Below are 22882 nucleotides of genomic sequence, written 5' to 3'. Positions count from 1 at the left end.
TGCTCTCGCCTTTATGCTGTCGCTTGGCAGTTGATAAATGCGCACCGGCTTGCGACCCATGCGGCCCTCTTCGGGCGGTAGGACACTGACGTGATGATGCGTTACTGCAACAGTGACGCAGGAGAAAAATAATGACTGCATTCATCAGTTTGAATGAGCGGCTGATTGGCGCCTACCCGGACCCCGAACTTCGCCGGCTGGCACCTGGGCTATCGGTGGACGTTGAATTTAGCGTGGGCGGCCAGACCATTGGACTGAGTGTTGTCAATGGACGACTGTCCAAAGGCTTTACAGGTGAGCCAACGATTCGCATCGGCGCTGGCGAATCTGATTGGGAGTGCGTCCTGTGTTCCCCGCCTGTTGCTACTTACCACAGCTTTACGGCGCTGCAGATTGCCAACCCGGCATTTGAGGTGAGCGGCGATGCACAGCTGATTGCCCAGGCGAGGCCCTTTCTTGAGCGCTTGTTCGAGTTGGTGACCCTGACGTCGTCCACCCCGGCGGACGCTGTCGAGCGATCTCTTTCCCAGATTCAAGGCCAGTATGCCGACGTTCGTGTGGCGGGGCAGGCCTACGAGATGTATTACGAAGTGGCTGGGGAGGGCATCCCCTTGTTGTTCTTGCACACAGCAGGTGCTGATGGGCGGCAATATTTCGCGCAGATGGCGGACGTCCAGATGGCGCAGCAATTTCGTATGTATGCGATCGATCTGCCGTTCCATGGTAAGTCGATGCCGCCGCGAACGTGGGATGGGGCACCGTATCTGCTGACCAGCGAAGGTTATCAACAATGGTGCACGGCGTTTATCGAGCAGGTGATCGGCGCGCCGGCCATTGTGGTCGGTGGGTCCATGGGCGCGGCGATGTCCCTGGTGCTGGCAGCCGAGCATCCTGAGCAATTGATCGGTGTGGTGGCGTTGGAGCCGCCCTTCCAGTCGCGTGGCCGTCGCAACCCTTACCAGAACCATGTACAAGTCCATGGCGGGCTGCACAACGGCGCCTATGTACGAGGCTTGATGAGCCCGACCAGCCCTGTCGAGGATCGGCGCCGCGCCAGCTGGATTTATTCCCAAGGCGGACCAGGCATCTATCCCGGTGACCTGGCGTTCTACAGTGACGAGTTCGACGGGGCCGTCATCGCGCCGCGAATTGATGCCGGGCGTACACCGGTGGCATTGCTTTCGGGAACTTATGACTATTCAGCCACCCCGGCGGACGGTGCCAGATTGGCCGCGTTGATACCGGGGGCGTTGCATTTAGTCATGGACGGCCTGGGGCATTTCCCAATGACTGAACACCCGGATCATTTCCGGTCTTATCTGATGCAGGGCCTGGCCCATGTTCTACACAGATCAGTGCTGACTACCGCCTGATTACGCCGATGTAAAGCCGCCGGTCTCACCTTGCGGGCGACCGGCGGTTTGCGTTTATCCGTGGGACAAAAAAGCCCGGCATTCACCGGGCAAGGTCACAGGTATAGGGTCAATCAACCAAATGGTTGCCGATCGAGGAACCACCATCCACCGTCAGGATGCTGCCTGTGGCAAAGCGCGAGCGGTCGGATGCCAGAAACAGAAAGGCTTCGGCGATTTCCTCAGGCTGCCCCATTCGATTCAACACGGCGCGTGCGTCGAAAGCTGCCCGCAGTGCCTGCGGGGTTTCTGACTGGGCGAAGATCCGCTCGAAGTAGGGGCTGTCGATGGTCCCCGGTGCGACGGCGTTCACACGTATGCCATCGGCCGCGTGGTCCAACGCCATCGCACGTGTGAGCGCGGATACGCCGCCCTTGGAAGCGACATAGGCGGTGCGATTGGCGATTGCGCTGGTTGCCGTATAGGACGTCGTATTGATGATGGAACCGGACTTCTGCCGGGACATGACGGGCACCACATGCTTGGCGCACAGAAACATGCCTTTGAGGTTGACCGACATCAGGCGGTCCCAATCCTCCTCATCAATTGTCACCACGTTGCCAGTCATGCCGAAACCGGCGTTGTTGACCAGCACGTCGATACGACCAAAACGCTCAACGACCGTTTCCACCATCGCCTGCACGTCAGCATTAACCGCGACATTGCAGGCGATGGCCATGGCATCGATCTCTTCTGCGGTGGCGCGCGCGGCCTCTACGTTGACATCGGCCACAATCACTGTGGCACCGTTTTTCGCAAACAGGGTGGCAACCGCTTTGCCAATGCCGCTGGCGGCGCCGGTGACGATGCAGACCTTGTTATTCAATTCCATAGCGTTCATCTCTCTGATCAAACCACCGGGCCGGCCCATTTCTGCCGGAAGGATTCATGCGTCAGCATCCTTGCGTACCACGCCTTGAGGTTAGGCAGCTCCGCACGGGGAAAGTCCATGTTCAGCCAACGGTGTGCGTGCACGGCCCAGGCAATGTCGGCGATGGTCATCGTTTGCCCGCAGATGTACTCGTGTGCAGCCAGGCGCTGTTCGATCCAGCCCCAGACCCTGCCGGCTTCGCGGATCGCGGTTTGCAACGCGTGTGTATCGCGTTTTTCCGGGGCGGTGCGAATTAACTGAAAAAACACCACGGTCTGTGGCCGGGTCAGTTGCGTCTGCTGGCAGTCCAGCCACTGATCGACCACCGCACGTAGTTTTGGCTCTGCTGGGTAGAGCGTGCTGGTCGGTGCGTACGCGTTGCACAGGTAACGCAATACCGCGTTGCTTTCCCAGATCGTGAAGTCGCCATCTACCAGTGTGGGCACCAGGCTGGTGGGGTTCATGCCACGGTAATCGTCCTCTTCAAGCCCGCCGAAAACGTTGCCCAGATCGATCCTTTCGTATTCGACCCCCAGCTCGTCCATCAGCCAGACGACTTTCATGACATTGCTGGATTTCATGTGGCCATACAGCGTGCGTGGCATGGATGCATTCCTCGTTGAAGTAAAATCGCGTCTACTTATAAAAGTCGTCAGACAATCTGTCAATCATGCAAAATGTTTTGACAGATTGTCTGACGATCTGTAATTTTTGAAATCAACACCCCATGGAACTCCTTGGAAGAGGTAGACATGAAAGAACAAAAACAAGAACAAGAACTCGTTAACGACTTCAAGCAAGCGATGCGTCGCTTGACTTCGACCATCTCGCTTATCACCACGCGCCATCTGGGCCAGCCATTCGGCATGGCAGCGACGGCCGTGCAATCAGTGACTGCCGACCCCGCCACTATCCTGGTGTGTGTCAATCGCTCTGCCTCGATCAGTACGGCGTTGGAGGTGAGCGGACGCTTCGCAGTCAACATGCTTCACCTTTCCCATGTCGACCTGGTACCGATTTTCAGTGGCCAGCTCAAAGGCCAGGAGCGTTTTGAACACGGTCAATGGGTGGAGCAGCACGGCGTGCCGGTGCTGGCCGATGCGCAGGCAGCGTTGGTGTGCGAGGTGTGTGAAGTCGCCACCATCGGGTCTCACGATGTGATTTTTGGCCGGGTACTTTGGGTCGATACCCGGGTGGATATTTCACCGCTGTTGTACGAAGACGGGCGCTTCGCCAGATCCGCCGCTATCAAGTGATGTGTCCCGGGTCGTTAGACCGTCAGCGTTCAGTAGAGGTTGTTATGGGCTTCGCAACGATTGAGAAAGCACTGGAAGTGATCGCCTCAGGTGGCATGGTTATCGTGGTGGACGACGAGGGGCGCGAGAACGAAGGTGATGTGGTGATGGCTGCGGAATTCGCCACGACGCAAGCGCTCACTTTTATGGTCAGCCGTTGTCGTGGGATCGTCTGTGCGCCGATGACCGAGCGCTTTGCGCGCCGGCTGGAATTACCGCTGATGGTGGAGCGCAATACCGATTCGATGAAAACCGCCTTCACCGTATCGGTGGATCTGATTGCAGGGATTACCACCGGGGTTTCGGCAGCCGAACGCGCTTTGACACTCCGGGCGCTCGCGGCGGCTGATACAACAGCGCAGTCACTTTCAAGGCCTGGACATATTTTCCCTCTGATCGCGCGCAGCGGTGGGGTTGAAGCGCGCGCCGGTCACACCGAAGCGGCTGTGGATCTCGCCGAATTGGCGGGGTTGTCACCGGTCGGCGTGATCTGCGAGATCCTCAAGGACGACGGCAGCATGGCCCGTCGGCCAGACCTAGAAAAGTTTGCGCAGCACAACGGACTCATCATTATTTCGATTGCAGATTTGATTGTGTGGAAAGCCGCGAATGCGGTGCGAGCCAAACAAGTAAGACCCTGTCTGGTGGCATAAAACGACATCTGATTTTTTAACCGCAACACTTTAGCGCGATGACTGTGTAGGCAGTCATAAGGTCGCCAAGGTATTAACTCACCCCGAGGAAGATGAAATGAACAGCCAAGCAAAAATCACTTCGCCTGATGGCAGCCAACTTTCCGAGCGTTTCCATGACGGCCTCAAGACCCGCCGGGAAGTGCTGGGTGAAGCTTACGTTGATAGCTCCATTGCCAAGGCCAGTGATTTCAACTGGCCCGTACAGGAACTGGTCACTGAGTACTGCTGGGACGCCATCTGGAATCGCCCGGGGCTGGACCGTCGCACGCGCTCGTTCCTGAATCTGGGCATGATTTCGGCGCTGAACCGTCCCCACGAATTGAAGTTGCATGTGCGCGGCGCGATCAACAATGGTTTGAGCAAAGAGGAGATTCGTGAAGTGCTGCTCCAAGTAGCTATTTATTGTGGTGTACCGGCTTCCATTGATGGCTTCCGCCTGGCGCAGGAAGTCTTTGACGACATGGGTGTGTAATTCCAGGGTTTTCCCAGCATTAACAACAATAAAAAGAGGAATCTGAAATGGACATGCAGGAACGTTTTCACGAAACCGGCAACCCAATGTTCAACGATAACGCGCTGAAACTGGGTGTATTTGGAACCAACTGCTCAAACGCTTGTGCGATCACCACTGCCGAATCCACCTTTGAGCCTACCTTCGAGCATAACGTAAAAATCGCCCAGCAGTTGGAAGTGGCGGGTTGGGAATGCATGGTGCCTATCGCGCGCTGGCGTGGGTTCGGTGGTGTGACAAACTTCAACGGCATCAACATGGAGACGTTTACATGGGCTGCCGCTATGGCAGCGGTCACCACCAAACTACAGTTTTTCTCCACCACCCACGTGCCCACTATTCACCCGATCGTCGCGGCTAAAATGGCGACCACTATCGATCATATCTCCAAGGGCCGCTTCGGCTTGAATCTAGTGACCGGCTGGTTTACTCCGGAAATGGAGATGTTTGGGCGGGAGATGATGGAGCACGACCAGCGCTATGAATACGCTGATGAGTGGATGGATATCGTCGCGGCGCTGTGGGCGCGTAATGGCGTGGACTACAACGGCGACTTCCACAAAACCAAAGATGCTGTCATGGAGCCCAAGCCTTACAACAAGGCAGGGCGCCCGGTGATGATTTGCGCAGGGTCGTCGGGTAAAGGCCTGGATTTCACCGCCAAGCACTGTGATTTCAACTTCGGTTTCATGCAGGACATGGAAAAAGGCGCTGCCTGGGTAAAACATGTCAAAGACCTGGCCCGCTCCAAGTTTGGCCGGGAGTTGGGAACCTTCACGTCGTGCCCGGTCATTGTGCGAGAAACGGAAAAGGAGGCGCGTGAATACTACGACTACTACGTCAAAGAGAAGGGCGACCGGGTGGCGTGCGACAATCTGGCCGACGTGCTGCAGGTCCAATCGCAAAACCATTCCGCAGAGATGTACGCGAAGTTCAAGGAACGCTTTATTGCGGGCTGGGGCGGCTATCCACTGATTGGTTCGCCTGAGCAAGTGGCCCAAGGGCTGATCGACCTGAAGAAAACGGGGGTCGACGGTACGTTGTTGACCATGGTTGATTACAACGAAGAACTGCCGTTTTTCAATGAGCGGGTAATGCCGCTGCTCAAGCAGGCAGGTCTGCGTAACTGAGTGTTGAGTCAACGAGGCCAGGCTCCAATATCGATGGAGCTTGGCTGACGTCTGCCAATGCGAAGAACAACAAATCGATGTTTTCCAGAAACGCCTGATGCACAACAGACAATAATAAGCATGTTGCAGGAGGGAATAGGATGTCGACTAGATTTTCGTTGAACTTAAGCGTGTGGATTGGGATTACCGTCGGGCTCTATGTGCTGTTGTATTTGATGAGCCCGCTCGGCTTATTGGGTGCGCTGCCGTGTACGTTTGTCGCGTTGCCTATCTATTTAACGGGTGGCGCGCGAGCCGATAAATTCACCGACGCCTGCCTTAGCGCGGTAGCGGGAGTGGTCTGGGGGGGCGTGTTTATTTATCTCGATTCGCTATTTTCACATCAGGGCATACACCCGATGGTTGCGTCGGCACTTTCGGTTGGCCTCGTCACGATAGCGCTGTGCGCTACGCACTTGCTGTTCACCCCGTGGGGTATGTTTTCCAACATTCCAATGATGTTCGGTGCCGTTGCTTGTACGTTCTTTGTTGGACCGGACAAGTGGTTTTACATCATGGTCACGCTTTGTCTTGGGATAGCGTTGGGTTTCATCAATCATTCGGGACGCAAGTTCCTGGATGATCACGGGCGGTGGACGCTGTCTCGTACGAGTAAAACTGACACCTAAACGGCTGTTTGCCTCCAGGCCTCTAACAGACCAGACATGATTTATCTACGCGTGGGGCTGATGCTTCTTCACTGTCTGATCGATGATCAGTTGAGCCAATAACTTTACCGGCTCGCTGAGGCTGCGGCGTGCACGATGAACCAAGCCAATATCGCGATGGAATGTCCTCTGTTTCAGGTCGATTGGACGTATTTCGGCAGGCCACTCCGTGCGGGTGGCCGTTTCCGGTACCAAGGCGACACCGACGCCATTTGCAACAAGCTTGATGATCGCATCCAGCTCATCGAGTTCGCACACTTCATGCAAAGTAACGTGGGTTTGCCGCAAAAACCTATCAACCTGACGTCCACCAAATGACGAGCGGTCATAGCGGATGAAGGGCTGGGTCGATACCAGCTCAGCCCAGTCATCTCCCGGCATATCAGCGGGGACGATCAGTCGGTAGGGCTCGCGAGCCAAGGTTGTCCATCGTAGATCGCTCTGGAGAGAGAAGGGGGGGCGAATGACCGCGGCCATATCGATTTCCCCCGAATCAACCTGATGCACCAGTTCCATCGAAAGGCCAGGTACGACCCGTGTCCGACACTGCGGGGAGCGCTGATGAAATTCAGCGAGCGCGTCGGGTAAATAAGAGCGTTGAACAGACGCGATTGCCCCGATAGTAACCAAGGTGCTGGCAGGAAGGCCTGTCGTGCTTGTGCCTAGATTTTTAAACTGACGCACCAGTTCCTGACCCTGCAATAGAACTTGATGTCCCATCTGATTGAGTTGGGCCGAACGTCCTTGGCGGTCGAACAACTCTACCCCAAGCTCCGCTTCAAGACGTTGCATCTGTGCGCTGACCGCGGCTTGGGTTAGGCCTATCTTGCTGCCCGCTGCAGCAAAAGTACCTTCCCTCGCCACAGCGATAAGTGTTTTCAGTTCTTTGATCATGCGCAAATATTAATTATGTTTGACTTGAAAATACATTTATATTTTTTTCGCTCCTGCACTCCGTCAGGCCAATGTGGGCCAGGTTCCCATCCCTACACGTGGCGGGTTGCGGTGCGTTTCAGAAGGTAACTCGCCGAATTGGTTTTTGTAATATCGAGAAAACATTCCAAAGTGCCAAAACCCCCAGCGCATGGCAGCTTCGGACACTGAAGGTGCACCGCTCAAGATATCTTTGCGAGCTCCGTGCAAGCGAACCTGACGGATATAGGTGCAGGGATTGACGCCCACCACCTGGATGAATGCGCTGTGAAGTCCACGCCTGCTCATGTGCAAATGTTCGCACAAGGCTTCCACTGAATGGTTGGCTGTGGGATTGCTCAGAACAAATGATCGCGCCCGGTCTACCATCGTTCGATGAACTCGATGATCTCTTGGCGAAAATGAGGGCGTAATAGATAGGCTCCCCATGGCTTCAAGCGCCGCGACGGTAACGTCCTCAGAGAGTTGCAAGCGTGTGTCTTCGCTATCGATCAAGTCTGGCCGGGCCACGGCAGCCCCCAGCGTTGAAAGCAGCAATGATTTGTATCGTGCGATCCCTTGTGTATCGCCTGTGAGCAGGCAGGCGCCATTTACCAAGCGATCCGCACTTACTCCGTAAAGGCCATGGGACAGAGTGTTCAGGAATGACGCGTCAATGGTCGCAGCAAGGATGTCGGATTTGGCCGTCGCGCAGAAACGGGCTTCCTCGCCTTGGCGCATGATGAATAACGAGTCGGCCCGCATCTCCTTGTTCTGCCAGGAGCAAGTCCCTTGATGCAAGGTGACCCCGATCATTACGATATCGGTATCAGCGACTGATCGTTGATCGATAGCTTGATTGATCCATTCTCTAAATACCTGGACCCGTCCAAGAGAAGCGCGCGCTATACCGCCTTCGAAGTTACCGCAGGAGAGTTGGGTGTAATCCTGCATCCAATCAGGAAGAATTCTCGATTGAAGAAAAGGATCATTTGATTGCTCGCACGCCACTCTAGGAAGCGTGCTGAGCGGGAATACGATATCTGGGTCACGGCGCATAACGAAAGCCTCCGAAGTTTATCGTTGGTGCAGCAATGTTTGTTCCAGATTGGCGCTTGCACTGAACTATTTAGATGAAATAAATAACCTGGAAGCGCACCGCTATGGAGCGCGCGCTCTCCCTTTTGGTGCGTGCTAAAAAACTCATGTTCGGAGTTAGCACGCGCCGATATTTGATAGCGAAAAATTTTGTGTACGAGCAACAATAAAGACGACGCAAGTTGTCACTTCGGCGAGTATGCATATCAAAAATATTGTTTTTGTGCGAATCGCTTCACTTGCCAGTTAGACAGTTGCGAACTTACTGGATCGTCAGGGACGTCGTAGATATTCAGTGATCTCCTTGCTGGAACAATAATATCCTAGGGGCGAATATGCACAGTGCAGAGTCAGGCATAACTAATCAAAAAGCGGGATTGTCCGGATCTTTAGGTGTCACCTCCATCGTGCTAATGGTGATTGCAACGGCCGCGCCATTGACCGTGATGGTTGCCAATACGCCGCTCATTATCTCCATGGGCAACGGGGCGGCGGCGCCTTTTGATGCAATGGTTGCAACCGTAATCATGTTTCTCTTCAGTGTAGGTTTTATCTACATGTCGAGATACATCACCAACGCCGGGGCATTCTATTCGTACATTCAAAAAGGTATGGGCCGATCCGTCGGGTTGGGCTCGGCGACGATGGCAGTGATCTCGTATTTTATGATCCTAGTGGCATTGGAGGCTTATATCGGTTTCGCCTTGTCGCAGCTATTGCTGACCACACTTGGGATTAATATCGCTTGGTGGATTCTGGCATTGGCTATCACCGCGCTGGTGGGAGTCCTGGGCTATCAAAAAATTGAGCTAAGCAGCAAGTTTCTGGGCGTGGCGTTGGTGTTGGAAATTTTCATCGTGTTGGTGGTGGACGCAGCTATTATCGGCAACGGCAGTATCGGCCCGGATGCGCTGGAGCCGTTTTCGGCGACAACGATACTGTCCGGCTCGCCAGGATTGGGGATCATGTTCGCGATTTATTGCTTCACGGGCTTTGAGTCCACGGTGGTGTACCGCGAAGAAGCGGTGAACCCGAATGTGACCATTCCAAAGGCCACTTATATCGCTGTGTTTGTAATTGGGGTGTTCTACGCGGTGTCGATGTGGTGCCAGGTGAATGGCGTTGGGTTATCACAAGTGGTACAGCAAGCAACCGATCACCCGGGCGATATGTATTTGACCATGGTGGAGCGGTTCACCAATAAAGCTTTTGTGGATGTGATGCAGGTCTTGCTGGTGACTAGTTTATTTGCATGCGTGTTGTCGCTGCATAACATCGTCGTTCGCTATCAATATGTACTCGGTCGCTTTGGTGTGCTGCATTCGAAGTTGGGCAGTGTTCATCAGAAGCACGGCTCGCCCTTTGTGTCATCTGTTCTGCAAACAACATTGTCGCTGGTGGCGGTTGCTGTCTGCGCGCTGATCGGGATGGACCCGGTCACACAGATCTATGCGTGGGGCGCGACCGCAGGAACCTTGGGCTACATGGTAATCCTGTCTCTGACGTGTATTTCGGTACTGGTGTATTTCAGAAGAAGTGACACGCCGCATCCTTTTTGGAACACCGTTGTAGCACCCACTGGCGGTTTCCTCGGATTGGTCGCTTGCCTGATCGTGGCGGTCCAGAATCTCCCCGCGCTGGTTGGTGGTGAGAATGCAGGGCTTGCGGCCTCGATCATGGAAATGATTGTGATGGTTTCATTTGTCGTGGGCTGTGGCGCCGCCTTGATGATGAAGGTGATGAGCCCTGCAAGGTTTGCGCTGTTGAAACAGGTGGGTTGAGTTTCCTGGCAACCCGATCCTGATAGGCCGTTTTTGACGCATCGAACTGCTTCCTTGCAAAGCATGTGAGAGCGTCAGGCGCTCCACCGGGCGCCTGACGCTTGAGGATTTTTTTGCTAGCATGCGCCGCATTATGAAGAAACCCGTCCAAGACATGCGCCAGCACATCATTGATGTCGCGAGGTCGCTTATGACCCAGAAAGGTTACACCGCCGTCGGCCTTACCGAGCTGCTCGCAGCCGCGGGTGTACCTAAAGGGTCGTTCTATCACTACTTTCGTTCCAAGGACGAGTTTGGCCAAGCGCTGCTCGAAGAGTACTTCGAAGAGTACCTCTCGCGCGTCGATGTGCAGTTGGCCAGTGAGGGCGCCGGCGCCGAACGTCTGCTGAGCTATCTTCGCTATTGGGCCGAGACACAGGCGTTTGATCACACTGATCAAAAATGCCTGATGGTCAAATTGGGCGCGGAAGTGTGTGATCTGTCCGAAAACATGCGTGGAGTGCTCGAGAAAGGGACAGCCCTGATCATCGAGCGGATGATTCGTTGTGTTGAGCAGGGCAAAGCCGATGGCTCTGTCGGCGCGTCCGTTGACGCCGCGATGCTGGCTGAAGCGCTCTACCAGATGTGGTTGGGCGCCTCGTTGCTGGTGAAGGTCAACCGGACCCGCGAGCCCTTTGACGCGGCGCTTGAGATGAGTCGACGCTTGTTGGCTTAAACGGGCCTTGTCATGCTGCTCGACGAAACAACATGTACGCCCGGGGCCTGATTAATCGCGGCTTCCAGCAACGCTTGAGCGATAAGCTCTGGTGGGTTCAGACGCCTGCGTTTTGGTAACAGCGGCGACGCAAGCTTGAGCAGGAGGATCAGTGCGCGCTCGGTACGGCGCACCTCTTCACGCTTGCCCCCGATGACACCGGGCCGCACATAAGTCAGCGATTCAAACCCTATCTTCGCCAGATCCTGCTCAAGGCGGCCCTTGACCTGGTTGTAGAAAAATGAAGACCCGGCATCGGCACCGATCGCCGAATTGAGCACATAGGCCGATGTGCCGTGATCGCGGGCTAACCGGGCCAATGCCAACGGATACGTATGGTCGACCCGTTCGAACGCTTTTTTGGAGCCTGCTGTTTTCAGCGTGGTGCCAAGGGTGCAGATCACCGCATCCGCTTGCCATCGCTTCGCCTGTTCATCCAGATGCTCAAAATCGGTAAGGGTGGCGATGAGTTTGGGGTGCGCCGCCAGCGCTTTGCGCGTCGGCGCATAGACCACGCTGACGCGCGGGTCCGATAGCGCTAAATCCAAGACGTGACGGCCGACGAGTCCGCTCGCACCAACCAGTAGCAGCTTGATTGTTGTCGGCTGGTTCATGCCTGACGCCAATCCTGATCAAACTGCTGAATAGCCTCCTCGACCGGTGTAGTGCCTTGTGTCAGCTCGATGATGACGCGATTCACGCCCGGCTGTTCAATAATCTGCAACAAGGCTGCCGCAACGTCCTCGCGCGGTACATCACCATAAGGGATGGCAAGGCCGGCGCGGACCTTGCCAGTGCCAGGCGAGTCGAGCAACGTGCCGGGGCGCAGGATGACCCAGTCAAGCTCGCTTGCCGCGAGGTGCACGTCGGCGCGCTTCTTCACAGCCATGTAGTTTTCGAATGTCTCGGAAACCGTTTCGCCACGCGATGCTTCTGGAAACGCCGAAATCAGAATAAAGCGCCGAATATCCGCCAATCGAGCCGCGGCTACGGACAGTTCCAGGCCGTGACCGTCGATGGCATCCGTCATCTGCGCGCCGCCTTTACCGCCGGCACCCGCCGCGAACACGACGGTATCACTGCCTGCCATAAGCTTGGCTAGCGCCTCTTTATCCAGGTCAAGCAGATTACCGGCAACGGGGATGGCACCGAGTGCTTTGAGCCCTTCGGCTTGTTCCGCATGGCGGTATAACGAGCGTGCCTGGTGACCCCGTTGCGCCAGTTGTTGGGCCAGGCTACGAGCGACTTTGCCCGAACCACCGACGATAAAAACTGAATTCATAGTTCCTCCAGATCAGGCGATGTTTCACAAATGGCCCGCTCAAGCGAGCATTGCAAATGCATGCCGAACCATATTCTATATTGATCACTACAAAAATTGTCAAGCGTCGGACGCGTTTGATTCTGGCCACGGCTGTGCAACTAACACCGCGTCAGGGGCAAGCAACGGAGAACCATGCATAAAGAAAATTGATTTTTTACATCCATATATATTGTTTTAATTGTTCTCTCCGCGCCGCTAGCATTCATGCACTATCAACGAAAGCTGAAAGAGTGGGCCATGCAATTGCTTGCAAATCTGCTGAAAGCGGTTAAACCCTCACCCACGCTGGCGATCACGCGCAAGGCGGCAGAACTGCGCCGCAACGGGGTCGATATCATTAGCCTATCGACAGGCGAGCCGGACTTTCTGACCCCTGATCACATCAACGCGGCTGCTAAAGCGGCGATTGATGCAGGCCAGACCCGCTATACCGATGTGGATGGCACTCCCGAACTCAAAGCGGCGATCGTTCGAAAGTTTCAGCGTGAAAACGGGATCACCTACGCGACCGACGAAATCAGTGTCGGCACCGGCGGAAAGCAGGTGCTGATCAATGCGCTGCAGGCCACCCTTAACCCCGGGGATGAAGTCATCATTCCTGCACCTTATTGGGTGTCGTATCCGGACATGGTGCGCCTGGCAGGGGGCACGCCCGTGGAAATCTCTTGCGCGGCTCATCAACATTTCAAGATCACCGCCGAGCAACTCCAGCAGGCGATCACGCCGCGCACGAAATGGCTAATTTTGAATTCGCCAAGCAACCCGACCGGTGCTGGCTATAGCGCTACAGAACTCGAGCAGTTGGGCGCCGTGCTGTTGGAACATCCACATGTCTACGTGCTGACGGATGACATGTACGAGCACTTGAGCTACGACGGTTGGATATTTACCACCATGGCTTCGCAGGTACCGGCGTTGCACGATCGTGTGTTGACGGTAAATGGCGTTTCAAAGGCCTATTCGATGACGGGCTGGCGCATTGGTTATGCCGGCGGTCCTAAATCTCTGATTGCCGCCATGGCCATCATCCAGTCCCAAACCACCAGCAACCCCTGTGCGATCTCCCAGGCTGCTGCGGTGGCCGCGCTGGATGGGTCTATCGATTTTCTGGTTGAGCGCAATGAAGTATTTCGTCAGCGCAGAGACCTTTGCCTAGACGCTTTTAATAACACACCCGGCCTGGTGTGTCGCCGTCCGGAGGGCGCGTTCTATCTCTTCCCTGCATGCTCGGCGTTGTTCGGCCGCAAAACTCCGGCGGGCGTAGTGCTGACGAATGATGTGGAGGTCTGCCAGTACCTGCTCGAGGCCGCCCAAGTGGCGGTTGTGCCGGGGAGCGCATTTGGATTGGAAGGATACTTCCGCATTTCTTTCGCTACCTCCACGGCGCTACTGGTGCAGGCGTGCGAGCGCATCAGAATGGCGTGCGAACAGCTTGCTTGAATGATGCGGTGGGTTTTGCGAGGTCGATTCCGGTCAAACAGAGAGGGAAGGGGCCAGCATCGCTACAGCTGTGGCCCCGATACCTTGCAGGTCTTCGCGGCTTGCAGCGTCATGTGCTTGCAGTGACATGCCTTCGAGCAATGTGTTCAAGGCTGCGGCAAGCAGACGGGTATTGGTGTCGGGGCGCAGTTGACCGTCTGCAACCGCGCGATCCAGGCGCTGCTGCAAGTAGTCACGCCCCTCCTGGCGCAAGGCTTTAAGGGTGGCGGTGACTTCGCCAGCATCGTCGGAGACGTTGACAGCCGCGAGCACGACCATACAACCGCACGGAGCCTCGGGCTCTGTCAGGATCAAGGCTGAGGTATGGAAGAAGTCGCTGATGGCGCGCACGATGTCCGGTTCCGTGTCCATACGCTCCCAAGTGGCATCCCAGAACGTCGCCTCGTAGTAGGCAACCGCTTCCAGAAACAACTTGGCTTTGTTGCCGAATGCTGCGTAAAGGCTGGGAGGGCTGATGCTCATCGCGGAGCACAATTCCGCCACAGAGGCCGGCTCGTAACCACGCTTCCAAAACACTGCCAGAGCACGTAACAGGGCCTGGTCGCGGTCGAAGGCGCGCGGGCGTCCTTTCGCGCGTGGAACAGAGAGTGGAATGGGGTCAGTCATTGAGTGCAGCACCTTGGGGCGTATCGCCAGACGAGTATGTCTGGAAGAGATGTCTGCGCTAATGATACACAAAACAAACTTCTCGGTTTGAACGAGTCGAGTGTTGGGTCATTTTGCGGTTTCAGTTTGCTTTGAGGTGCAAGAGGGTGTCGTAACGGTGTACCGCTCGAGCACCTGTCCAATACCGCTCAAGAGCGGCATCACACGCTTCGCAATATCATCGGCGATTTCGGTGGGCACCATTTCTCCGTCCCGACGAATAAATAGTGGGTCCTGAAAGATCAGCCGTAGCTTGGACAGGCTGTTGCTGACTGCGGGTTGCCCGATATTAAGACGCTCAGACGTCCTGGTAACACTTTTTTCCTGATAAAGCGCAGCGAAGATCACCAGGCAATTGAGGTTGAAGTGCGCAAAGCATGCGGTGTTGAACAATGGCGTGGGTGGAGAGGCTGACAAGCTATTGTCCTCGTCGCAGTTGGATTGATGCCTCGGATTCAACCGTGGCGTGTGTCACCATTAACCGTTGGTCATAGGAAGCGAAGCCATTCTAAAATTTACTAGACGACCGGTCTATTTCTTGTTAGGGTGGCCGCATTATGAAAAAGCATCATTCTGAAACACGCCAACACATCCTGGATATCGCCAGAACGTTGATGACCCACAAAGGCTATACCGGCGTAGGTTTGGCTGAGGTAGTCGCAGCTGCGAGCGTGCCGAAAGGTTCGTTCTACCATTACTTCAAATCCAAGGATGAATTTGGTCAGGCATTGCTTGAACAGTATTTTTCCAACTACCTCGCAACGGTCGACACGTTGTTGACGGGCTCTGCACCCGCCGCGCAAAGGTTGCTGAGTTACTTCCAGTATTGGGCGCAAACCCAGTGCTCTGACTTGCCTACCGACAAGTGCCTGGTGGTCAAATTGGGCGCCGAGGTCTGTGATCTCTCGGAGGGCATGCGCCTTGTGCTCGACCGAGGTACGCAAGCCATCCACGCGAAGCTGGAGCGCTGTATTGAGCAGGGGCTTGTCGATGGTTCGATCACGTCCACAGCGCCAAGCGCGACGCTTGCGCAATCGCTCTATCAGGTTTGGCTCGGCGCTTCGTTGATGATGAAGATCGGCAAGCGCGACGACGCCTTTAAGACGTCCCTGACTCTGGCAAAGCGACTTTTATCGTAGCTATTTTTATCAACTTACTAGACGACCGGTCTATTTAAATGAGATCTATCATGACAGATAACGCCACTCGTACCGACTTATTCACCCCCATCAACCTGGGCGCGATGAAACTCGCCAACCGTATTTTGATGGCGCCTGTAACCCGTAGCCGCTATGCCGAAGATGGCATTCCCAACGAGCTGCACGCCGAGTACTACGCTCAACGCGCCACGGCGGGCTTGATCGTCGCCGAAGCCACCAATATTTCCGCGCAAGGTCGCGGTTACGCGGCCACCCCCGGCATCTGGAGCGAAGAGCAGGTTGCCGGCTGGAAGAAAGTCACGGATGCCGTGCATGCCGCCGGCGGCAAGATCGTCAGCCAGTTGTGGCATGTGGGACGCTTCTCCAGTGTCGAGCTTCAACCCGGCGGTGCTGCACCGGTCGCGCCTTCTGCGATCAAGGCTGAAGGTTACACCTACACCACCAAAGGCTTCGTCCCGGTGTCGATGCCACGAGCGCTTGAAACCGATGAGATTCCCGGGATCATCGAGCAGTACAAGCGTGCTGCCGAGAATGCCAAACGCGCTGGTTTTGATGGTGTAGAGGTTCACTCGGCCAACAGCTACCTGCTGGACCAGTTCCTGCGGGACTCGACCAACCATCGCACCGACCAGTACGGCGGCTCCATCGAAAACCGTGCGCGCCTGACCCTGGAAGTGACCGAGGCAATCGTCAAAATCTGGGGCAATGATCGCGTGGGTATCCGCCTGTCGCCGGTAACCCCCGACGCCGGCAACACGCCGCCCGACAGCAATGTCATGGCGATGTATGGCTACCTGATCCAGCAACTGAATGCATTCGACCTGGCTTACCTGCACTTCGTTGAAGGCGCTACCGCCACCTCGCGTGAGGTGCCGGAAGGCGTGGACATGGACGCATTGAGCGCGCAGTTCAAAGGGTCCTTCATAGGCAACAACAACTACGACCTGGACATGGCTATTGAACGCCGTGCTGAAGGCAAGATCGACGCCGTAGCGTTTGGCCGTCTGTTTATCTCCAATCCGGACCTGGTTGAGCGCTTGCGTCGTGGGGTCGAGCTGGCCATCGCGCCGCGCGAGTCGTATTACGGCGGTGGCGCCAAGGGCTACACCGACTGGCCGCTCGGCGACTACTGATCCCGGCTGTATATCCGCGATACCCCAAAAACTGCCCGCACAGACGGGCAGTCACCAACGAGAGGAACGCCCATGAACTATCTGCAGAATAAAACCGCGATCATCACTGGCGCATCGTCCGGCCTGGGTGCTGCATCGGCACGTGCCTTGTCCGAGAAAGGCGTTCGAATTGTCGCGGCAGCCTTGGACCAGCAAGGCCTGGATGCCATCGTCAACGAGCTGAAAGGCAAGGGCGGTGAGGCAGTGGGTCGCGTCAGCGACGTGACCAACCCTGAGGACATGAAAGCGCTCGCGCAATTCGCTCAGGACTCTTTCGGTTCGGTCGATATCCTCATCAACAATGCAGGCTTGATGCTGTTTTCCAACTGGATCGACCTGGCCACCGATGATTGGGAAAAGATGATCAACGTGAACATCAAAGGCTACCTGCATGGTATCGCAGCGGTGTTGCCGTTCATGTTGAAACAGAAGTCGGGCCAGATCCTGAATATGGATTCGGTCGCCGGTCATCAGGTCGGGCCTGCTGCGGGTATCTACAGCGCCACCAAGTTCTTCGTGCAGGCTATGACTGAGTCGATGCGCAAAGAGCTAGGCGTGCAGCACGGCATTCGTGTCAACACGGTCAGCCCGGGTGTGATCAACACCGGTTGGGCCGATAAAGTCACCGACCCGGCAGGCCGTAAAGCGGCTCAAGAGCTGAATAAAATTGCTATCTCGCCGGACGATATTGGTCGCGCGGTGGTGTACGCACTGAATCAGCCTGAAAACGTCACCGTCAACGACCTGATCATTTCGCCGACCCGTCAGGATTGGTAAGCAGTAATCGCTGAAACCACCAGCCCAGGCGCCGGCGCAATGCTGTGTGCCTGGGCGCTACAGGATCTGTCCTGTCTCCCCTGTAAAAGCAATGAGACCCTTCAATGACACACCGTATTTTGATTGTCGGCGGTGGCGCTGGCGGTCTGGAACTTGCGACGCGTTTGGGCAAGACCCTTGGCAAGCGCGGCACCGCTCACATCACCCTCGTTGACGCCAACCTCACACACATCTGGAAGCCACTGTTGCATGAGGTCGCGGCGGGCTCACTGAATGCCCACTCTGAAGAGTTGAACTACGTGGCCCAGGCCAAGTGGAACCACTTCCATTTCCAACTCGGCCGCATGAGCGGCCTGGACCGTGCCGCCAGATCCGTTCGGCTTGCACCTACTCTGGATGGCGCCGGCCGGCAGCTTGTGCCTGAACGTGTTTTGAACTACGACACCCTGGTCATCGCCGTCGGCAGCACCACCAATGATTTTGGCACCGTCGGTGCGGCACAGCACTGCCTGTTCCTCGACACCCGCCAGCAAGCCGAACGCTTCCATCAACAGTTGCTCAACCACTATCTGCGTGCACAGGCGCTCGGCGATGCGGGTGAGAAAATCCGTGTGGCGATCGTGGGTGCAGGCGCAACGGGCGTGGAGCTGGCCGCCGAGATGCACAACGCTGCCCATGAGCTGGCTGCCTACGGGCTGGATCGCATCCAGCCGCATGATATGCACGTCACCTTGATTGAGGCCGGACCGCGAGTGCTGCCAGCACTGCCGGAACGCATCAGCGAGCCCGTCCATCGCGCGTTGGAAATGCTTGGGGTGTCGGTGATGACAAATGCCACTGTCAGCGAGGTCTGCGCCGGGCATCTAAAGACCCGTAACGGCGACGTGATTGAGGCCAGCCTCAAAGTCTGGGCCGCCGGAATCCGAGCGCCGTCATTTCTCAAGGACATCGATGGCCTGGAGACTAACCATATCAATCAACTGAGGGTGCGCCCCACGTTGCAAACCACGCTGGATGATGATGTCTTTGCGTTCGGCGACTGTGCCGCGTGCCCGCAGCCGGGAAGTGAGCACAACGTTCCACCGCGGGCTCAGGCAGCGCACCAGCAGGCGTCGATGCTGGTCAAGAGCCTGCAAGCCCGGCTTGAAGGCAAAACCCTGCCGACTTATGTCTACAAGGACTATGGCTCACTGGTCTCGCTGTCACGCTTTTCGGCTGTGGGTAACCTGATGGGTAAACTCACGGGCAGTGTGACGCTGGAAGGATGGTTGGCGCGGGTGTTCTATGCATCGCTGTACCGCATGCACCAGGTCGCGCTCTACGGCCTGATGCCCACTGCATTGCTGATGTTGGGTAACCGTCTCGGACGAGGCACCGAGCCTCGGTTGAAACTGCACTAGATCATCGAGTGGGGAAGCGCAGCGCCTTGTGGGCTGCGCTCTGGGCGCGTCAGCGCGGGGCTTGGCCAGGCACCGGTGCGTGTTCGGGAATAAGTTTCTGATGCTTGAGCTGTGCCCAAAATGCACCAGGAATCCGTGTCGAAAACGCTGCGACGTTCTGCTGAACTTCCGCCACCGACTGAGCGCCGAACACCAGCGCCCGTACAGCTGGGTGGCAGACGCAAAACTGTAACGCTGCAGCCGACATCGCCACACCATGGTCGGCGCAGATCGACTGTATGACAGCCACGCGTGCCGCGATGTTGGCCGGGACGGCGCGATAATCAAACATTGCGTCGGGGCGTGCACCCATCGCCAGCACGCCTGAATTGAAGGCGCCCGCCGCGATGATCGATACGTCGCGGCGTTGCAATTCATCGAAATGCCCGTTGAGTGCTGCATGGTTGAGGAGTGTATAACGGCCGGCAATCATCGCGCAGTCGATGGCGAACTCCCGCGCAACCTCCACGGCCACTTCGGTTTCATTGACACCCAAGCCGACGGCAGACACCACCCCTGTGCTGCGCAGTTCGTCCAGTGCTTTGAATCCACTCTCACGGATCTGATTCCAGTAAATCTCTGCGCGCCGGCCATGCCAGGCACGCCCCAGATCATGCACCAGGAGTACGTCGATACGATCCAGGCCGGAGCGCTCAAGGCTGTGGTCCACCGAGCGCATGAATCCGTCATAGGTATAATCGTACTGATAGTGAGGGTTGTGCAGGAACCATCTTGAGTCCGCCGGGCGCTGGGCAGCCGGGATACCGCCGGTGTCGAGTACGCGGCCCACCTTGGTGCTGACGACCACATCGTTGCGTACATTCAGTTCGCGTATAGCACGGCCCAAGGTGTATTCCGCGCGGCCAGTGCCATACATCGGTGCCGTGTCGAAATAGCGGATACCCGCCTCATAAGCTGACTGCACGATGGCCAGCGCCTGGTCGTAATCGATGTGGCCGTTATAGCCGATCTGCACCGTGCCCAAGCCAACGGCACTGACTGCCACGCTGGATTGACCGAGCGGGCGTTTCTCGATCAGGTTCATTGCGTGTCCTGCTTTGCCGCGACGTCCAATGCCTCTCCGATCGCATAAAAGTGGCCGCCTGCGATGTAGTGCAGGCTACGAAAATCCGGGTGCGCACGCTCAAAGTGCCAATGGCCGTCGCTGAATACCCGTGTGTCGGCCCAGGCAGCGACGACTTCACCGATAAACAGGTCGTAGGTCGACTGGTTGTGCGGTTCGGGCAATAGTTTGCACGCAAGCCAGGCCGAGCAGCCGGCCACGAACGGCACGTCATGGCCGCTGATACTGAATAGCTCGACGCCGCTATGAGCCAGCTTCTGTGGATCTTCCTGCAGGCTGATGCTGCCGACATCGCGGGTCAATTGCAGCTGTGCCACGGTCGGAACCTGAATCACAAACAGACCGCTACGCTCTACCAGCTCGCGGGTTTTGGCGATCTTGTCCAGCACCACAGTGACTTTGGGCGGTGAGAAATCCAATGCACAGGCCCATGCCGCAGCCATCACATTTCGAGTCTCCTCGTGTTGAGCAGAAACCAGCACGGTGGGGCCGTGGTTGATCAGCCGATAGGCTTTTTCAAGCGGCACTTCGGCAATGTGGTCGTGCATCGTAACTCCAGAAAAATTAAACCCCGCATCCATTGCTGGAGCGGGGTAGGGCACATTCACGCTGTGGCGGTTTGGTTCAGGTAAACCTGGAGGCTTTCATGCCCACCGACAATGAGCGACTCGATGGTCGAGGTCCATTGCCCCTGGGGATCAGGCTCACGTGTGTCGAAAGTCGCAGACCACAGAATCACGGTTTTTTGCTCGCCGGTCAGCGGGATCAATCGCACGCTCAACACGTAGTTGTCGACGGGCAGTGGCGCTTCAACGAAGCGGTAGGAGAATTGCAGATTCACCGCGTCTACCGACAACAACTGCTCGCGCAGAATAGCGCCGTCCTGCAACGTCAGCCGCCGGATGCAGCCAACCAGACCGTCAGGCTGACCATCTTCGATGACACTCTGCGGGATCGCCGGGTGCCACTGGCTGATCTTCCCGAAGCGCTTGAGTACATCCCAAACGCGCTCGGCGTCGCCGTCTACAACGGCGCTGTATTCAACTTTTGCCATGATTCATCACCTTAAGAAACAGCATTGCTTTCAGGCCGCTCGGATCAGCCTTCGAACTGGTGATAAACCTTGGCGATCACCTTCCAGGTGCCGTCGATTTTGATCAGCGTCAGGTAATCGTTGTAGTCGGCGCCAATCGCGTCCTTTTCCATGTCCACACGTACCACGGCAGTGGTTGGGGTGATTGCCAGCACGTCCAGGCGTGTGCTGATATCCGGGGCCTTGCCATTGGTGCGGACGAAGTCGAACAGGTTGCTGATCGGACCGCCCAACAGTTTGCCGTTGGTGAAGCCGTACATCACCGCTTCCTTGTGAAAGGCCTGCTCCAGAACTTCCGGACTGCCGGCACGCAGGCCGTCTGCGTATTGCTGGGCCACGGCGACAACGGCGTTGTAGTCTTGGGTGGGTACTGCTTTGATGTTTTTGCTCATGGTCAAACTCCTTTGCATGGTTTTGGCGCCAATGGGGCGCGGTTCAAGCGGTTGGGTTAAGGAGCAACGTGGGTGTGGTAGATCTTGCTGATGACGGTCCACTTTCCATCAACCTTCAGCAGGTTGAAGAAATCGGTGAAGCAGAAACCGGAGATGTCATTGGTATCGATACGTGCGCTGGCAGCGGTGCCCACGATATCGACGTTGACGATGGCACCTTTGGCTTCCGGTGACGGGCGGAAGGCGCTGTCGATGATGTCGAACAGACCCTGGATCGGCCCCCCGGTCAGCTTGCCTTCGCCATCTACACCAAAGATCGTGGCCTGCTCGCTGAAGGCAGGTTTCATGAGGCTGCTTTTGGCTTGCTTGCCACCTTCGTTGTAGTGGTTCAGCACCGTGACAATGGCGTTGTAGTCTTTGACGTAAGTTGGGTTGCTCATGGTGTTACTCCTAGTTTGAAGAGGGTTGAAGAAGGGCTTGGTTGATTGCATTACGTGCATATCGAGCGATGGTCAGTAAGGCAATTAATGCAACGACCAAACCCGCCCAAGTCATCACTTGAGTCGAGCGATTGGTCGTTACCTCGCCACTGATTATCTGTGCGACATCAGCCGCCAGAGAGCCCAGGTACGCATATAGAAATGTTCCAGGAAACAGGCCAATCCAGGTCGCCAGCAGGAAATCTCGACGTGCGATTCGGCTGGCTCCAAGTCCGTAGCTCAGCGGAGCGAACGGCACGATGGACGCTAGGCGCAAGAGAAAAACAATCCGAAAACCTCCTGACTCGATGGCGTGGTCGACCGCCGCTGATTTGGGGCTATTCGCCAGGCGTCGTTTGACCCAAGGGCGCAGAAGCGATCTGCCCAAGGCGAACGCGACCGCTGCAGACAGCAAGCCAGCGGGCGAGATGAGGAGTGTTCCCCACATCGGGCCGTACAAAAAACCTGCGAGCGCTGTGAGCATCGAGGCGGGTACGAAGGCGACAGTGCCTACCACAAACATCGCGGCATAGAGCGCAATCCCGACGACGCCGAGCGAGCGAATAATCTCGAGCCATTGCGCGATGTCGTGTACGGCCAGGTCTATCACGTTGCCTACCCCATTCATTCGGTCGGTGGGAACGCTTCCCG

Annotated in this window: 27 protein-coding genes; 13 read left to right on the top strand and 14 right to left on the bottom strand. The window is 56.4% G+C overall.

The features are described 5' to 3' along the window. Nucleotides 1-131 precede the first annotated feature (131 nt). Nucleotides 132-1373: an alpha/beta fold hydrolase gene (locus tag MEB48_RS04565; RefSeq protein ID WP_237882308.1), complete on the top strand. Its 1242-nt coding sequence runs from the start codon at nucleotides 132-134 to the stop codon at nucleotides 1371-1373. Nucleotides 1374-1482: 109 nt separating this feature from the next. On the opposite strand, the gene MEB48_RS04560 is transcribed toward MEB48_RS04565, so the two are convergent. Both MEB48_RS04560 and MEB48_RS04555 read right to left on the bottom strand, forming a co-directional pair. Then, nucleotides 1483-2244 carry an SDR family oxidoreductase gene (locus MEB48_RS04560; RefSeq protein WP_237882306.1) on the bottom strand — a complete coding sequence of 254 codons (762 nt, stop codon included), beginning with the start codon at nucleotides 2242-2244 and terminating at the stop codon, nucleotides 1483-1485. A gap of 17 nt (nucleotides 2245-2261) precedes the next feature. Then, entirely contained in the window at nucleotides 2262-2888 is a 627-nt protein-coding gene (locus MEB48_RS04555; RefSeq protein ID WP_237882304.1) for a glutathione S-transferase family protein, read from the bottom strand. Between the two features lie 147 nt (nucleotides 2889-3035). On the opposite strand from MEB48_RS04555, the gene MEB48_RS04550 reads away from it, so the two are divergent. The 5 genes from MEB48_RS04550 to MEB48_RS04530 all read left to right on the top strand — a co-directional run bounded on the left by MEB48_RS04550 (nucleotide 3036) and on the right by MEB48_RS04530 (nucleotide 6582). Continuing rightward, a complete protein-coding gene (locus MEB48_RS04550) occupies nucleotides 3036-3539 on the top strand; it encodes a flavin reductase family protein (RefSeq protein ID WP_237882302.1) in 504 nt (167 codons plus the stop codon). A 44-nt stretch (nucleotides 3540-3583) separates the two neighbouring features. Beyond that, nucleotides 3584-4231: a 3,4-dihydroxy-2-butanone-4-phosphate synthase gene (gene ribB / locus MEB48_RS04545; protein ID WP_237882300.1), complete on the top strand. Its 648-nt coding sequence runs from the start codon at nucleotides 3584-3586 to the stop codon at nucleotides 4229-4231. Between the two features lie 97 nt (nucleotides 4232-4328). Continuing rightward, a complete protein-coding gene (locus tag MEB48_RS04540; protein ID WP_177410650.1) occupies nucleotides 4329-4745 on the top strand; it encodes a carboxymuconolactone decarboxylase family protein in 417 nt (138 codons plus the stop codon). Nucleotides 4746-4792: 47 nt separating this feature from the next. Further along, nucleotides 4793-5914, top strand: coding sequence for an LLM class flavin-dependent oxidoreductase (locus MEB48_RS04535; RefSeq protein WP_237882298.1), 1122 nt, complete (start codon nucleotides 4793-4795; stop codon nucleotides 5912-5914). Nucleotides 5915-6054: 140 nt separating this feature from the next. Beyond that, nucleotides 6055-6582, top strand: coding sequence for a DUF1097 domain-containing protein (locus MEB48_RS04530; protein WP_237882296.1), 528 nt, complete (start codon nucleotides 6055-6057; stop codon nucleotides 6580-6582). Nucleotides 6583-6627: 45 nt separating this feature from the next. Here MEB48_RS04530 and MEB48_RS04525 read toward each other — a convergent pair whose 3' ends face one another. Both MEB48_RS04525 and MEB48_RS04520 read right to left on the bottom strand, forming a co-directional pair. After that, nucleotides 6628-7515: a LysR family transcriptional regulator gene (locus MEB48_RS04525; protein ID WP_237882294.1), complete on the bottom strand. Its 888-nt coding sequence runs from the start codon at nucleotides 7513-7515 to the stop codon at nucleotides 6628-6630. Between the two features lie 63 nt (nucleotides 7516-7578). Further along, entirely contained in the window at nucleotides 7579-8592 is a 1014-nt protein-coding gene (locus tag MEB48_RS04520; RefSeq protein ID WP_237882292.1) for a helix-turn-helix domain-containing protein, read from the bottom strand. 374 nt (nucleotides 8593-8966) lie between these two features. On the opposite strand from MEB48_RS04520, the gene MEB48_RS04515 reads away from it, so the two are divergent. Together MEB48_RS04515 and MEB48_RS04510 are read left to right on the top strand one after the other, a co-directional pair. Then, nucleotides 8967-10412: an APC family permease gene (locus MEB48_RS04515; protein WP_237882290.1), complete on the top strand. Its 1446-nt coding sequence runs from the start codon at nucleotides 8967-8969 to the stop codon at nucleotides 10410-10412. A 133-nt stretch (nucleotides 10413-10545) separates the two neighbouring features. Then, nucleotides 10546-11127, top strand: a complete 582-nt coding sequence (locus tag MEB48_RS04510) for a TetR/AcrR family transcriptional regulator (RefSeq protein WP_237882288.1) — start codon at nucleotides 10546-10548, stop codon at nucleotides 11125-11127. Here the strand turns inward: MEB48_RS04510 and MEB48_RS04505 are convergent. Next, nucleotides 11124-11780, bottom strand: a complete 657-nt coding sequence (locus MEB48_RS04505) for an NAD(P)H-binding protein (RefSeq protein ID WP_237882286.1) — start codon at nucleotides 11778-11780, stop codon at nucleotides 11124-11126. The two genes, MEB48_RS04510 and MEB48_RS04505, sit on opposite strands and share 4 nt — an antisense overlap. Further along, nucleotides 11777-12448, bottom strand: coding sequence for an NAD(P)-binding oxidoreductase (locus tag MEB48_RS04500; RefSeq protein WP_237882285.1), 672 nt, complete (start codon nucleotides 12446-12448; stop codon nucleotides 11777-11779). Before MEB48_RS04500 ends, MEB48_RS04505 begins: the two co-directional genes overlap by 4 nt. A gap of 279 nt (nucleotides 12449-12727) precedes the next feature. Here MEB48_RS04500 and MEB48_RS04495 point away from each other — a divergent pair, with 279 nt between their 5' ends. Next, nucleotides 12728-13930: a pyridoxal phosphate-dependent aminotransferase gene (locus MEB48_RS04495; RefSeq protein ID WP_237882283.1), complete on the top strand. Its 1203-nt coding sequence runs from the start codon at nucleotides 12728-12730 to the stop codon at nucleotides 13928-13930. A gap of 33 nt (nucleotides 13931-13963) precedes the next feature. Here the strand turns inward: MEB48_RS04495 and MEB48_RS04490 are convergent, their stop codons facing one another. Continuing rightward, a complete protein-coding gene (locus MEB48_RS04490) occupies nucleotides 13964-14596 on the bottom strand; it encodes a TetR/AcrR family transcriptional regulator (RefSeq protein WP_237882281.1) in 633 nt (210 codons plus the stop codon). A 108-nt stretch (nucleotides 14597-14704) separates the two neighbouring features. Beyond that, on the bottom strand, nucleotides 14705-15052 hold the full coding sequence (locus MEB48_RS04485; protein ID WP_237882279.1) for a LysR family transcriptional regulator: 348 nt from the start codon (nucleotides 15050-15052) through the stop codon (nucleotides 14705-14707). A 140-nt stretch (nucleotides 15053-15192) separates the two neighbouring features. Between MEB48_RS04485 and MEB48_RS04480 the strand changes: the two genes are divergently transcribed. The 4 genes from MEB48_RS04480 (at nucleotide 15193) to MEB48_RS04465 (ending at nucleotide 19144) form a co-directional block, all read left to right on the top strand. Further along, complete coding sequence (locus tag MEB48_RS04480) at nucleotides 15193-15774, top strand: TetR/AcrR family transcriptional regulator (protein WP_237882277.1); 582 nt, start codon at nucleotides 15193-15195, stop codon at nucleotides 15772-15774. 50 nt (nucleotides 15775-15824) lie between these two features. After that, nucleotides 15825-16928 carry an alkene reductase gene (locus MEB48_RS04475; RefSeq protein ID WP_237882275.1) on the top strand — a complete coding sequence of 368 codons (1104 nt, stop codon included), beginning with the start codon at nucleotides 15825-15827 and terminating at the stop codon, nucleotides 16926-16928. A gap of 72 nt (nucleotides 16929-17000) precedes the next feature. Next, nucleotides 17001-17744 (top strand): SDR family oxidoreductase, encoded by a 744-nt coding sequence (locus tag MEB48_RS04470; protein WP_237882273.1) that lies wholly within the window; start codon nucleotides 17001-17003, stop codon nucleotides 17742-17744. Between the two features lie 104 nt (nucleotides 17745-17848). Beyond that, the gene (locus MEB48_RS04465; RefSeq protein WP_237882270.1) at nucleotides 17849-19144 is read left to right on the top strand and encodes an NAD(P)/FAD-dependent oxidoreductase; all 1296 of its coding nucleotides are present in this window, start codon (nucleotides 17849-17851) and stop codon (nucleotides 19142-19144) included. A 49-nt stretch (nucleotides 19145-19193) separates the two neighbouring features. Here the strand turns inward: MEB48_RS04465 and MEB48_RS04460 are convergent, their stop codons facing one another. From MEB48_RS04460 to MEB48_RS04435, 6 genes are read right to left on the bottom strand one after another with little or no spacing between them, the layout of a single operon-like run. Then, nucleotides 19194-20228: an aldo/keto reductase gene (locus MEB48_RS04460; protein WP_237882268.1), complete on the bottom strand. Its 1035-nt coding sequence runs from the start codon at nucleotides 20226-20228 to the stop codon at nucleotides 19194-19196. Further along, the gene (locus MEB48_RS04455) at nucleotides 20225-20815 is read right to left on the bottom strand and encodes a flavin reductase family protein (protein ID WP_237882266.1); all 591 of its coding nucleotides are present in this window, start codon (nucleotides 20813-20815) and stop codon (nucleotides 20225-20227) included. Before MEB48_RS04455 ends, MEB48_RS04460 begins: the two co-directional genes overlap by 4 nt. A 56-nt stretch (nucleotides 20816-20871) precedes the next feature. Further along, a complete protein-coding gene (locus MEB48_RS04450) occupies nucleotides 20872-21321 on the bottom strand; it encodes an SRPBCC family protein (RefSeq protein WP_237882264.1) in 450 nt (149 codons plus the stop codon). A gap of 44 nt (nucleotides 21322-21365) precedes the next feature. After that, on the bottom strand, nucleotides 21366-21752 hold the full coding sequence (locus MEB48_RS04445; protein ID WP_064052537.1) for a nuclear transport factor 2 family protein: 387 nt from the start codon (nucleotides 21750-21752) through the stop codon (nucleotides 21366-21368). 56 nt (nucleotides 21753-21808) lie between these two features. Continuing rightward, nucleotides 21809-22192, bottom strand: a complete 384-nt coding sequence (locus tag MEB48_RS04440) for a nuclear transport factor 2 family protein (protein WP_237882262.1) — start codon at nucleotides 22190-22192, stop codon at nucleotides 21809-21811. A gap of 10 nt (nucleotides 22193-22202) precedes the next feature. After that, on the bottom strand, nucleotides 22203-22841 hold the full coding sequence (locus MEB48_RS04435) for a TVP38/TMEM64 family protein (RefSeq protein WP_237882261.1): 639 nt from the start codon (nucleotides 22839-22841) through the stop codon (nucleotides 22203-22205). Nucleotides 22842-22882: the final 41 nt, after the last annotated feature.

This window comes from Pseudomonas sp. PGPR40 (genome assembly GCF_022014505.1).
Classification (GTDB): domain Bacteria; phylum Pseudomonadota; class Gammaproteobacteria; order Pseudomonadales; family Pseudomonadaceae; genus Aquipseudomonas.
Note: the sequence above shows the minus strand (reverse complement) of the source record. Positions and strands in the feature narration are given on the sequence as shown.